Genomic DNA, 12966 nt, shown 5'->3' on the forward strand with positions numbered 1-12966 from the left:
GTGACTGACTGCAACTTGCACGACACTATATGCACTTGCAGCGGAGCCCGGACCGTGTGGTAATGAGAGGGGAAGGCAGACTTTGGTGCGGGTCGCCGGGCGGGAGGCAGCGCACCAGGCCGCGGGTTGCTGCGGCCACCTGCGGGCCGCCTGCGGGGGTGGCCGGCAGACAGGGAAGCGGACCGGTGGCGGCAACCGCCGGTTCGCTTTTCCACGCGGCGGCCCACGACTCTCAGTAGCGGTAGTGGTCCGGCTTGTACGGGCCCTCGACCGCGATCCCCAGGTACGACGCCTGCTCCTTGGTCAGCTCGGTGAGCTTGACCCCGAGCGCGCCCAGGTGCAGCCGGGCGACCTTCTCGTCCAGGTGCTTGGGCAGCACGTAGACGCCGACCGGGTATTCGTCGGTCTTGGTGAACAGCTCGATCTGGGCGATCGTCTGGTTCGAGAAGCTGTTGCTCATCACGAACGACGGGTGCCCGGTCGCGTTGCCCAGGTTCAGCAGGCGGCCCTCGGAGAGCACGATCACCGAGTGCCCGTCGGCGAACTTCCACTCGTCGACCTGCGGCTTGATATTGATCCGCCGCACGTCCGGGCGCCGGGCCAGGCCGGCCATGTCGATCTCGTTGTCGAAGTGCCCGATGTTGCCGACGATGGCCTGGTGCTTCATCCGGGCCATGTGCTCGCTGGTGATCACGTTGAAGCAGCCGGTCGCGGTGACGAAGATGTCGGCCGTCTCGACCACGTCGTCCATGGTGGCGACCTGGTAGCCGTCCATCGCGGCCTGCAGCGCGCAGATCGGGTCGACCTCGGTGACGATGACCCGGGCGCCCTGGCCGCGCAGCGACTCGGCGCAGCCCTTGCCGACGTCGCCGTAGCCGAAGACCACCGCCACCTTGCCGCCGATCAGCACGTCGGTGGCCCGGTTGATGCCGTCGATCAGCGAGTGCCGGCAGCCGTACTTGTTGTCGAACTTGCTCTTGGTGACCGAGTCGTTGACGTTGATCGCCGGGAACAGCAGCGTGCCCTGCTGCTGCATCTCGTACAGACGGTGCACGCCGGTGGTGGTCTCCTCGGTGACGCCCTTGATGCCGGCGGCGATCCGGGTCCAGCGCCGGTCGTCCTCGCGCAGCGAACGAGCGAGCACGCTCAGGATGACCGCGTACTCCTCGGAGTCGGCGGTGTCCGCGGCCGGGACCGACCCGAGCTTCTCGAACTCGGCGCCCTTGTGCACCAGCAGGGTGGCGTCACCCCCGTCGTCGAGGATCATGTTGGGGCCCTCGCCGTCGGGCCAGCGCAGCACCTGCTCGGTGCACCACCAGTACTCCTCCAGCGTCTCGCCCTTCCAGGCGTAGACGGGCACCCCGGCGGGGGCCTCGGGGGTGCCGTCCGGGCCGACGACGATCGCGGCCGCGGCGTGGTCCTGGGTGGAGAAGATGTTGCAGGAGGCCCAGCGGACCTCGGCACCCAATGCGGTCAGCGTCTCGATGAGGACCGCGGTCTGGATCGTCATGTGCAGCGAACCGGTCACCCGCGCGCCCCGCAGCGGCCGACTCGGGCCGTACTCCTTGCGCAGCGACATCAGGCCGGGCATCTCGTGCTCGGCCAGCTCGATCTCCTTACGACCGAACGCGGCGAGCGAGAGGTCCGCGACCTTGAAGTCGCCCTCGGCGACGGTCTTGGGGCGCTGCGCACCGGCGGCGGCGCGGAGGGTGCTGGTCATCCATGCTCCTGGGGAGACGGGGGTCAAGGCAGCCGTCAACTTTACGCCGACGGCCAGTTCTTTTCCGGTACGCGCACAAAGCCGACACCCGCAGCACCGGGCCGACCGGCACCCCGGCCCGGCCGGCGTGGCGTCGCGCCCTGTCACCCGGCCGCCGGGAGGATCTTCCGGACAGCGAACGGGGCGACGGGTCCGAAGATCCGCCGCCCCGTTCATCCCCCCGGTTTGGTACCGCGCGCGTCCGTGGGACCCCCCGATCACCAATGACGCTGCGTGTTTATAGATTCACACTCCGCACACGCCATGTCAAGCAAATCGGGAAATTTCGGGTCGAATCCTTAAGTCGTGGCGTTCCCCGCAGGTGACGGCCCGTCATCGAGGCGGTCCTGGAGCAGCTGCCCCGGCCAGGCGGGGGCGTTCTCCCGGGCGACCTCGAACGGCGTGACCCGCCGGAATCCCTGGCGTTCGTAGTAGCGGATCAGCGCCTGGTCGTCGCCGGCGTAGCAGTCGACCCGCAGCAGGACCGCCCCGCGCGCCCGGCCCAGCTGCCGGGCGTGGTCCAGCAGGCGTCCGCCGACGTTGTGTCCCGGGTGGTCGCGATCGGTCACCAGCAGGTTCACGTACAGCTCGGGCTCCGGCGCCGGCGGGACGTAGGCGGGCGTGTTGCCGACCGTCAGCGCACCCACCGGCTGCCCGCCGAGGTACGCCAGGAACAGGTTGCCGGCCCGGGCCGCGTCGCTGGTCGAGGCGTGGAGCTGGGGCCGGGCCGACAGCGGTTCCGTGCCCCACTGACCGGGCCGGCCCCGCGCCACCAGCCAGCGGACCGCCTTGTCGAGCAATCCCAGCACGATCGGCACGTCCGCGACGGCGCCCGGGCGGATGTCGATGTTCTCAGCACTACCCATGCGAGAAATCCTCGCAGAGGCCCGGACCGGTCGCCGCGAGCGCGAACCGGTCAGGAGGCTACGGCCGCCACGAAGACCTCGCCGACGCCGGCCACCGTGGCCGGACCCGTCTCGGCCGGGACGTAGGCCGCCGTCCCCGGCGTCACCTCGACCGGCGTGCCGTCGACCGCCTCGGCCACGAACACGTCGCCGCGGACGCCCAGGACGATGCGTGGCCCCTCCCCCGGCAGGCGCAACGGCGGGCCGGCCGGGGTGAGCTCGAGCCGGTAGAGCGCGAACTCGCGGACCGGCACCGGCCACGTCTGCACGCCCGGCGCCACCTGCGTCGCCGGCAGGATCGGGTCGGCCAGGACCTCGAAGCGCAGCACGCGCAGCAACTCGTCGACGTCCACCCGCTTCGGGGTCAGCCCGCCGCGCAGGACGTTGTCGCTGGCCGCCATGATCTCGACACCCGTGCCACTCAGGTAGGCGTGCAGGTTGCCGGCCGGCATGTAGATCGCCTCCCCCGGCGCCAGGCGGACCTGGTTGAGCAGCAGGGCGACCAGCACACCCGGGTCGTCCGGGTAGCGGCCGGCCAGGTCGGCCGCCAGGGTGTAGCTCTGGGCGTACTCGCCGGAGGCGCGGGCCGCCGCGAGCACGTCCGCGATCAGGGCTGTGCGGTCGTCCGCCGGCCAGGTCAGCAGCTCCTGGACGGCGTCGCGCAGCCCGGCCGGACCAGCCCGCAGGGCCGCGATCACCGGGGCCAGGCGCGGGATGCGCAGACCCTCCAGGACCGCCGCGGACACGTCCGGGGCCCGGAAACCGCAGAGCGCGTCGAACGGCGTGAGCGCGACCAGCATCTCCGGCTTGTGGTGCGCGTCCGTGTAGTTGCGCACGGCCTGCGGGTCGGCCTCCTGAGCCGCGTACGCCTGCTTCGCGTACTCGGCGTCCGGGTGGGCCTGCAGCGACAGCGGCGCCTCGGCGGCCAGCACCTTCATCAGGTACGGCAGCCGGGCCCCGAACTCGTCGGCGACCTCGGCGCCCAGCTGACCCTTCGGATCGTCGCCGATCAGCGCGGCCAGGCTGACCGGGCCGTCCGGCCCGGTCACCGTGGACGGGTCACCCGGATGGGCACCCAGCCACAGCTCCGCCTCGGGAGCGTCGGTGGGCGCCGGCCGGCCCTGCAGCTCGGCCAGCGCGCTCCGCGAGCCCCAGGCGTACGGCCGGATGACACCCCGCAGGGGGTAAACAGCAGCCACAGCCGCCCCGTTTCGTGAAGAGTTACGCCGTCGCGGGCAGAGTGCCGGCCTCGGTCGCCGAGGTCGCCCCGGCCTGCGGGTGGTAGATGTCCGGCTCCAGGTAGATGACACGGGCGATGGGCAGCGCCTCGCGGATCCGCACCTCGGTCTCGTTGATGTGCCGGGCCACGTCCGCGGCCAGCTCCGACGGCTGCACCGCGATCTTCGCGGCCACCAGCAGCTCCTCCGGGCCCAGGTGCAGCGTCTTCATGTGGATGATGCGCTCGACGCCGGGACCGGCCATGATCGCCTGCTGGATCTTGGCGACGTCCTCCGGGTTGGCGCCCTCTCCGAGCAGCAGGCTCTTGGTCTCCAGGGCCAGGATGGCGGCGATGGTCACCAGCAGCAGGCCGATCGCCGCCGTGCCGATGCCGTCCCAGATGCCGTTGCCGGTGATCAGGGTCAGCACCACGCCGAACAGCGCGAACACCAGGCCGAGCAGCGCGCCCGCGTCTTCGAGCAGCACGACCGGCAGCTCAGGCGCCTTGGCCCGGCGCACGAAGTTGACCCAGGAGGTCTTGCCGCGGGTGTGGTTGGACTCCTTGATGGCCGTCCGGAACGAGTAGCTCTCCAGGCCGATCGCGACGACCAGCACGGTCACCGGCACCCACTGCCACTCGTGGATGCCCTCTTTCTCCTGGATCTTGTGGTACGCCTCGTACAGCGCGAACAGGCCACCGACGCTGAACAGCACGATGGAGACGATGAACGCGTAGATGTAGCGCTCACGGCCGTACCCGAAGGGGTGTTCCGGGGTGGCCTTGCGCTGCGCGCGCTTGCCGCCGAGCAGCAGCAGCGCCTGGTTGCCGGAGTCGGCGACCGAGTGGATGGACTCGGCCAGCATCGACGACGAGCTGGTCAGCAGCCACGCGACGAACTTGGTGGCCGCGATGCCCAGGTTCGCCGCCAGGGCCGCGATAATCGCCTTGGTGCCGCCGCCTGCGCTCACTGGAGTCCCTCCGGCATCGGGTTGCTGAGCTCCTTCATCTCGTTGATGGCCGGCACGGCCATCGGGTCCAGGCCGTGGGCCAGGGCCAGATAGATCGAGGCGAAGTCGGGGACCGCGACCAGCGACGCCAGCCGCTCCAGGGCCGAGCCGCCCTCGGCGGTGACCACGTCGCAGCGCACGCCGCGGCGCTCCGCGAGGGTCTGCACCGCGTCCGCGCGGCGCTCCTCGACGGCCACCGGCTCGTCGGCCTCCTCCTCGGGGTTGAGACCGCCGTCGCGCAGCACCACCAGCCGCAGCCGGGTGCTGAGCTCCTCCAGCTCATCCGGGTCGGCGAAGATGTCGCGCGACGACTCGGCCAGGCCGCCGAACGGCCCGTCGAGCAGGCCGACCCGGCCGCGGCCGGCCTCGCCCAGCGCACCGGCCATCACCGGATAGCGGGCGTTGGCGGCCAGGGTGTCGGCGAAGCGGCGGGCGGCGACCGTGGCCAGCGGGGACGAGCCCCACACGATCGGGATCGAGCCGGCCAGCCCCAGCGCCAGCGACTTCGCCGGGTTGACGAAGGACTCGGCCCCGGCCCGGCAGCGCTCGGCGTCGGCGTCCAGCCGGGCGGCGGTCTCGGCCAGGTCGGCCTCGTTGACCTTGACCAGGCCCAGGCTGCGGGCGGCCAGCAGCACCGGCACGGCCAGGCCCCAGAGGCTGGCCCGGGCCGGGGCGCGCCGTGGCACCGGGATGAACGGCGCCCGCGCCCGCTCGGCCACGGCCTGCAGCTCGGAGTCGGGGTTGCCGATCGCCACCAGGCGTGCGCCGCGGCGGGCGGCGGCGTCCGCGGCGGCCAGCGCCTCGGGGCTGCGGCCGCTGGCCGAGACGGCGATGACCACGTCGGCCGCGCCGACCCAGCCGGGGACCCCGGCGCTGCGGTGCCCGATGACCGGGACCGGGCAGCGCGGGCCCGCGACGGTGGCCAGGATGTCACCGGTCAGGCCGGCGGTGCCGATGCCGGCCACGACGACGGCGCGGGGCCGGCCCTCGTCGGCGAGCACGCTCAGGTTGGCCTCGGCGGCCAGCGCGGCCGACTCCCGGACCTGGGCGCCGGCGGACGCGGTGGCCCGCAGCATGCCGCCCGGGTCGTTCTCGAGCATCGCCTTCTCGTCGGAGAGCAGCGACTCGTCGGCCACCCGGCGCCCGGTCAGACCGGCCCCTCCCTCGAACGGGCCCGCCATCAGGAAACCTTCCCTTCGGTGATCGCCTCGTCCAGGAGGAGAACCGGGATGTCGTCACGCACCGGGAAGACGCGTCCGCACTCGGTGCAGGTCAGCGTCTGCGCGCCGGCGTCGTACTCCAGCGGCGCGTGGTGTGTGTCCGGGCAGGCCAGAATCTCCAGCAACTGCGGGTCGAGGGCCACCGAACGGCTCCTTATAACGTGCGCGGGCTTTGCGGATCCAGGTGATCCTAACCGCGAACGATGGCGAGCACCTGGTCGCGCAGGGCCGCCATCCGGTCCGGCTTCGGCGCTTCCACGTTCAGGCGCAGCAGCGGCTCGGTGTTGGAGGCACGCAGGTTGAACCAGGCGCCGTCGCTGAGCCGCAGGGTCATGCCGTCGAACTCGTCCAGCGTGGCGTCGGGGAACGCGGCGCGGACCTCGGCGACCTTGGCGGGCGCGTCGGCCACCGTGGAGTTGATCTCACCCGAGGCGGCGTAACGCTCGAACTCGGCCGCGAACTGCGACAGCGGCTGCGGCTGGCCACCGAGCGCGGCGAGCACGTGCATCGCGGCGAGCATGCCGGTGTCGGCGAACCAGAAGTCACGGAAGTAGTAGTGCGCCGAGTGCTCGCCGCCGAAGACCGCGTTGGTGCGGGCCATCTCCGCCTTGATGAAGGAGTGGCCGACCCGGCTGCGGACCGGGACACCGCCGTTCTCGGTGATGATCTCGGGCACCGCGGCCGAGGTGATCACGTTGTGGATGACCGTGCTGCCCGGGAACTTGGCCAGCTCCCGCTTGGCCACCAGAGCGGTGATGGCCGACGGGGACACCGGGTCGCCGTTCTCGTCGACCACGAAGCAGCGGTCGGCGTCGCCGTCGAAGGCCAGGCCCAGGTCGGCGCCGTGCTCGCGGACGGCGGCCTGCAGGTCCACCAGGTTGGCCGGGTCCAGCGGGTTGGCCTCGTGGTTCGGGAACGAGCCGTCCAGCTCGAAGTAGAGCGGCACGATCTCCAGCGGCAGCGCGGACAGCTCCTGGTCGCCGAGCACGGCCGGGACGGTGTAGCCGCCCATGCCGTTGCCGGCGTCGACGACGACCTTCAGCGGCCGGATGCCGGACAGGTCGACGAGCCCGCGCAGGTGCCGGGCGTAGTCGGCGAGCAGGTTGCGGTGCTCGATCGCCGGCGGCACCTCGCCCACCGCGTCGAGGTCGTTGAGCAGCTCCTCGGCCCGCTGCCGGACGATGATCAGACCGCTGTCCTGGCCCACCGGGCGGGCGCCGGCCCGGCACAGCTTGATGCCGTTGTACTTCGCCGGGTTGTGGCTGGCGGTGAACATGGCGCCGGGCAGGCCGAGCACGCCCGAGGCGTAGTAGAGCTGATCGGTCGAGCCGAGGCCGGTGTGCACGACGGTGGCGCCGGCCGAGTTGGCCCCGGCGGAGAACGCGGCGACCAGCGCGGGGCCGGTCTCGCGCATGTCGTGGGCCAGCACGATCCGTTCCGCGTCGTCCCCCGACTCGCGGAGCATCTCCACGAACGCCGTGCCCAGGGCCCGGGCCACGGTCTCGTTGAGCTGGTCGGGCACGACGCCACGGACGTCGTACGCCTTGACGAGCTGGGACAGATCAGACAACGGTCACTCCTCGGCACGATGTTCGACCCGCCGACACTATCGGAGCGAGGGTGACCGGCGGGTCGCAACAGCGTGGCGTCACCGTCTCGGGACTGTTACATCCGGCTGCCGCAATCCGTCCCGGCAGGCCCGGTCGGCGGCCCGCGTCGTCTCCGGCAGCCGGAAGCGGGGCGTGAGCCCGAGGGTGAGCGCGCAGGCGGTGCCGAGGTCCATCCGGTGCCCGACCGAGACGAAGACCGGCTTCACCGCGTCCCGGGTCCGCAGCACGGCGCCCACGGTCTCCCCGTCGTCGACGAGCGGGGACCGGTCGCCGCGGCGCTCGCCGGGCGGCTCCCAACTGCCCACCAGCGGGGTCTTGCCGACGCCGTACGAGGGCAGGCCGGTGAGCACGCCCAGGTGGCAGGCGAGTCCGAAGCGCCGGGGATGCGCCAGCCCGTGGCCGTCGCAGATCAGCACATCGGGCCGCACGGTGAGCCGGTCCAGGGCCGTCAACAGCGCCGGGATCTCCCGGAAGGCGAACAGTCCGGGCACGTACGGGAAAGCGGCCCGGCCCCGCACCACAGCCGTGTCCACGACGCGGTGGTCCGCGGTGTCCAGCACGACGATCGCCGCCGCGAGCCGCTCGCCGTCCTCGTGATAGGCCACGTCCAGGCCCGCGACCGTCGCCGGCCGCCCGGGTCCGGGCCCGCCCAGCAGCCGCGGCCGGAGGGCGTCCTGCACGGCCAGCGCCTCGGCTTCGGTACGCGGCCAGTCGTCGTCGGTCACGGGCGGAGACCCTAGCGCAGCGACAACCCGGCCGGGCGGCAGTTTCCCGCCGTCCGGCCGGGCCTGGTCACGACGGCAGCGCCGCCAGTTCCTCGGGTGTGAGGATGCGGCTGCGGATCAGGAAACGCACCCCCTCGGGCGCCTCCAGACTGAAGCCGCTGCCCCGGCCCGGCACCACGTCCACGGTGAGGTGGGTGTGCCGCCAGGCCTCGAACTGCGAGGTGCTCATCCAGAAGGACACCGGTTCGGCCACGCCTTCGATGTGCAGCTCCTCGAGCAGCACATCGCTCGCACCGGTACGGAACTCGCCCTCCGGGTAACACATCGGGGCGCTGCCGTCGCAGCAGCCGCCGGACTGATGGAACATCAGCGGGCCGTGCTGTCCCCGCAGCGACCGGATCAGGTCGGCCGCCGCGGGCGTCACGTCTACTCGGGCTCCCATGGCCTAGAAGAATCCCATGGCCTTGGGCGAGTAGCTGACCAGCAGGTTCTTGGTCTGCTGGTAGTGGTCCAGCATCATCTTGTGGTTCTCGCGGCCGATGCCGGACTGCTTGTAGCCGCCGAACGCCGCGTGCGCCGGGTACAGGTGGTAGCAGTTGGTCCACACCCGGCCGGCCTTGATCGCCCGGCCCGCCCGGTACGCGGTGTTCATGTCCCGCGTCCACAGGCCGGCGCCGAGGCCGTAGAGGGTGTCGTTGGCGGTCTTGATCGCGTCGGCGTAGTCGGAGAACGAGGTCACCGACACCACCGGGCCGAAGATCTCCTCCTGGAAGATCCGCATCGAGTTGGCGCCCTCGAAGACGGTCGGCTGCACGTAGTAGCCGCCGGCCAGGTCCCCGCCGAGGTCGGCCCGGGCCCCGCCGATGAGCACCTTGGCGCCCTCCTGCCGGCCGATGTCGAAGTACGACAGGATCTTCTCCAGCTGGTCGTTGGAGGCCTGCGCGCCGACCTGGGTGTCGGTGTCCAGCGGGTTGCCCTGCTTCATGTTCTCCACGCGCTTGACGCCCGCGGCGAGGAAGTCGGAGTAGTGGCCCTGCTGGATCAGCGCGCGCGACGGGCAGGTGCAGACCTCACCCTGGTTCAGGGCGAACATCGAGAAGCCCTCGAGCGCCTTGTCCATGAAGTCGTCGTCCTGCGCGCTGACGTCGTCGAAGAAGATGTTCGGGCTCTTGCCGCCGAGCTCCAGGGTCACCGGGATGATGTTCTCGGAGGCGTACTGCATGATCAGCCGGCCGGTGGTGGTCTCGCCGGTGAACGCCACCTTGGCCACCCGGCTCGAGGAGGCCAGCGGCTTGCCCGCCTCGACGCCGAAGCCGTTGACGATGTTCACCACGCCCGGCGGCAGCAGGTCGGCGACCAGCGACATCCAGTAGTGGATGGACGCCGGGGTCTGCTCGGCCGGCTTGAGCACGACGGCGTTGCCGGCGGCCAGCGCGGGCGCCAGCTTCCAGACCGCCATCAGGATCGGGAAGTTCCACGGGATGATCTGGGCGACCACGCCGAGCGGCTCGTGGAAGTGGTAGGCGACGGTGTCGTCGTCGATCTCGCCGAGGGTGCCCTCCTGGGCCCGCAGCGCGCCGGCGAAGTAGCGGAAGTGGTCGATGGCCAGCGGGATGTCGGCGGCCATGGTCTCGCGGACCGGCTTACCGTTCTCCCAGGTCTCGGCGACGGCGAGCTGCTCGAGGTTCGCCTCCATCCGGTCGGCGATCTTGTTGAGGATGTTCGCCCGCTCGGAGACGGAGGTGCGGCCCCACGCGTCGGCCGCGCCGTGCGCCGCATCGAGGGCCCGCTCGACGTCGTCGGCGGTGCCCCGGGCGATCTCACAGAAGTTCTGGCCGTTCACCGGCGAGGGGTTCTCGAAGTACTGGCCCTTGACAGGAGGTACGTACTCGCCACCGATCCAGTGGTCGTAACGGGATTCGTAGCTGACGACCGCACCGTCGGATCCGGGCGGGGAATAGATGGTCATGCGCGTGTCCCTCCGTACCAGTTCGGGTACGGGTGACGTTAGTTACGGCGACGTTGCACAGACGTTGCAAGACCATACTCGACGGCCAACTGGCCGATCCGCTCCACCGCCAGCGGCAGAGCCGGGGAACGGGGTGGCAGGGCGGCGGCGTAGGCCTCCCACATCCCGAGGTCGTCGGTGCCCCAGGGCTCGCCCAGCCAGGTCTGCACCAGGCGCGGGTCGCCGCTGCTCAGCACCGCCGCGCGCAGGCGGGAATCGACCAGCCGGCGGAGCCGGGTCACCCCAGGGGCGTCCGAGGACGGCAGCAGCGGACCGGTGTAGGCGGCCAGCGCGTCCGCGACCAGTCCGCGCTCCAGCAGCCGGGTCACCGTCAGGAAGTCGGCGTCGACCTCGGCCCGGAGCCGGTAGGGCCGCGAGTCCAGCAGCTCGGGGCCCAGGATGCGGCGCAGCCTCGAGAGCTCGGCGCGGACGGTCACCGGATTCGCGTCGTCGGCATACAGGTCGAAACCGAGCTGATCGCCGGTCCGCCCCTCGGGGTGCACCAGCAGCAGCACGAGCAGTTCGGAGTGGCGGCGGCCGAGTCGCAGCCGCTTGCCGCCGATCGACAGCACGGCGTCCTCCCGCCCCAGCACCGACACCGTGGCACCACGGGCCGGTTGCTGCGCCCCCAGGTAGGCCTCGGCGGCCAGCGCGGTCGCCCGGACCAGCGCGAGGCTGTGCGGGTTGGCCAGGTGGTCGCCGCCGGTCACGTCGATGGCGCCGAGCAGCCGTCCGGTCGCCGGGTCGTGGATCGGCGCGGCGGCGCAGGTCCAGCGCTGCACGCCGCGGCTGAAGTGCTCGGTGGCGAAGATCTGCAACGGGTGGTCGACGGCGAGCGCGGTGCCCGGCGCGTTGGTGCCGGCGTGCGCCTCGTCCCAGCGGGCGCCGGGGACGAAGTTCATCGACTCGGCGCCGCGCAGCACCGACGCGGTGCCCTCGACCCAGAGCAGGCGCCCGTGCGCGTCGCAGACCGCCATCAGGTGGTCGCCGTCGTCGGCCAGCCCGCCGAGCAGGTCCCGGAAGATCGGCAGCACCCGGGCCAGCGGGTGCGCGGCCCGGTACGCCTCCAGGTCGCCGTCGCTGAGCTCGATGGGCGCGGTGCTGTCGGGGCTGACCAGCGCGCCGGCCGAGCGCCGCCAGGACGCGGCCACCACGTCGCGCACCTGGGTCACTGGTTGTTCACCGGTCACGAACCGTTCGTGGGCCCGGCCCACCTGGGTGATCCGTTCCGCGGGGTCGGTGCCGAGGGCGAGCGCGAGCCACGGGTTGGACATGCGCACCTCCAGTCCCGTCCATCGTGACCCGCATCACGCCCCACGACAACCACCTGTTCAGCGGGCCTTGATCAGCCGTCGACCCGGGGAGCGGATCGGCCCATCAGCAGGGTGTCGAGTGCGGCGGGTAGCCCGGTGCCCAGTGACCACTCGCCGGTCTCGTCGATCAGGAACATCCGCCGCGCGGGGTCGATGGCCAGCAGGCCCTCGTAGCCGGCGGTGCCGAGCGGGAAGAGCGGCGCACCGATCCGCCGTGCCACCCGGCCCAGCGTGTCGGCGGTGTCGGCGGCCCACCCCGGATCGATGTGGAACGGCGCCGTACGCACCGAGCGGCCGGGCACCTGGACACTGGATTCCGCCCCGAGATACTGCTCGAGCGCCTCGACCGCTGCCGGGAAGACCGTGTGCTCGTGCTCGACCCCGCGGACCGCCAGCACCTGCTCGATCCGCTCGGCGACGCGTTCCTTGGCCGGGGCCGGACGGCGGTGCAACCGGCGGCGGGCGAGCCGGCGTTGCCAGGCGGAGTCACCGGCCTTACGACCGGGCCGGTCCGAGGGCCACAGCGGGCGGTATCCGAGGACCTCGGTGCAGGTGGCGCACGGTCCGCCGTTGGCATGGCCCTGACGCGGATCGGACGGCTCCCGCACCCGCCACAGTCCGACGTGCGTAGCGACGTCATCGGGACCCCGCACGAGCTTTCCGAACGCCATCAGCTCGGGATGCCACTCGGCGCCGCGGACCCGGGCGCGGGCCGGGACGGCGTCGAGCCGGGCCCGCACGAGCGGGTGCAGTTCCGGCGGCTCACCGGTACGGACGCTGCTCGCGTGCACGGTCGCGGACGACTCCAGCGCCACCTCCGCGACCGCTCCCGGCGCCTCGACCGCCGCACCGCCGAAGCCGGGGCGCGGCGGCACACCGCGCTCGTAGTCGAGCTGCGCGCGGTACTGATCGTCCAAGTAAGCCGGATTGGCGAAGCTCACCACCCGCCCGGTGACCTTGTCGACAAACGTGGCGTAGCTCGTGCGGACGCCGGGCGCCTGCACGGCCCAGCCGAGCTCGTCCTCGTGCAGCACCACCTGCCCGGGCTCGCAGCCGGCGCGCTCCGCCCAGCGCAGCGCGATGCGTTCGAGCACGTGCGGCGGCAGGTCATGGGCGTCCGCCGGAGTGTCGCGGCGCTGCAACGTCACACCGCTGGGCAGCACCAGCTGCATAGTCATCGATCCTCCCGGGCCGAGCGCC

General features: G+C 71.9%; 12 protein-coding genes. All 12 read right to left on the bottom strand.

What is annotated here, in order from left to right; all coding sequences use genetic code 11:
* Positions 1-232 precede the first annotated feature (232 nt).
* Positions 233-1720, bottom strand: coding sequence for an adenosylhomocysteinase (gene ahcY / locus ACZ6S4_RS22870; RefSeq protein WP_465476858.1), 1488 nt, complete (start codon positions 1718-1720; stop codon positions 233-235).
* 338 nt (positions 1721-2058) lie between these two features.
* A complete protein-coding gene (locus ACZ6S4_RS22875) occupies positions 2059-2625 on the bottom strand; it encodes a GNAT family N-acetyltransferase (protein ID WP_465476859.1) in 567 nt (188 codons plus the stop codon).
* Positions 2626-2675: 50 nt separating this feature from the next.
* Positions 2676-3863 (bottom strand): mannose-6-phosphate isomerase, class I, encoded by a 1188-nt coding sequence (manA, locus tag ACZ6S4_RS22880; protein ID WP_465476860.1) that lies wholly within the window; start codon positions 3861-3863, stop codon positions 2676-2678.
* A gap of 22 nt (positions 3864-3885) precedes the next feature.
* Complete coding sequence (locus tag ACZ6S4_RS22885) at positions 3886-4851, bottom strand: cation diffusion facilitator family transporter (protein ID WP_465476861.1); 966 nt, start codon at positions 4849-4851, stop codon at positions 3886-3888.
* Positions 4848-6071: an SIS domain-containing protein gene (locus ACZ6S4_RS22890; protein ID WP_465476862.1), complete on the bottom strand. Its 1224-nt coding sequence runs from the start codon at positions 6069-6071 to the stop codon at positions 4848-4850. Before ACZ6S4_RS22890 ends, ACZ6S4_RS22885 begins: the two co-directional genes overlap by 4 nt.
* Entirely contained in the window at positions 6071-6253 is a 183-nt protein-coding gene (locus tag ACZ6S4_RS22895; protein ID WP_465476863.1) for a Trm112 family protein, read from the bottom strand. Before ACZ6S4_RS22895 ends, ACZ6S4_RS22890 begins: the two co-directional genes overlap by 1 nt.
* 47 nt (positions 6254-6300) lie before the next feature.
* Positions 6301-7680 carry a phosphomannomutase/phosphoglucomutase gene (locus tag ACZ6S4_RS22900; protein WP_465476864.1) on the bottom strand — a complete coding sequence of 460 codons (1380 nt, stop codon included), beginning with the start codon at positions 7678-7680 and terminating at the stop codon, positions 6301-6303.
* Between the two features lie 78 nt (positions 7681-7758).
* On the bottom strand, positions 7759-8445 hold the full coding sequence (locus ACZ6S4_RS22905) for an endonuclease V (protein ID WP_465476865.1): 687 nt from the start codon (positions 8443-8445) through the stop codon (positions 7759-7761).
* Positions 8446-8512: 67 nt separating this feature from the next.
* Positions 8513-8887: a DUF779 domain-containing protein gene (locus ACZ6S4_RS22910; protein WP_465476866.1), complete on the bottom strand. Its 375-nt coding sequence runs from the start codon at positions 8885-8887 to the stop codon at positions 8513-8515.
* 3 nt (positions 8888-8890) lie between these two features.
* Positions 8891-10414 (bottom strand): aldehyde dehydrogenase, encoded by a 1524-nt coding sequence (adh, locus tag ACZ6S4_RS22915; protein ID WP_465476867.1) that lies wholly within the window; start codon positions 10412-10414, stop codon positions 8891-8893.
* A gap of 38 nt (positions 10415-10452) precedes the next feature.
* Positions 10453-11727: a GAF domain-containing protein gene (locus ACZ6S4_RS22920; RefSeq protein ID WP_465476868.1), complete on the bottom strand. Its 1275-nt coding sequence runs from the start codon at positions 11725-11727 to the stop codon at positions 10453-10455.
* Positions 11728-11798: 71 nt separating this feature from the next.
* Positions 11799-12944: an SUKH-3 domain-containing protein gene (locus tag ACZ6S4_RS22925; RefSeq protein WP_465476869.1), complete on the bottom strand. Its 1146-nt coding sequence runs from the start codon at positions 12942-12944 to the stop codon at positions 11799-11801.
* Positions 12945-12966: the final 22 nt, after the last annotated feature.

The organism is Actinoplanes sp. NPDC051405, from assembly GCF_055586185.1.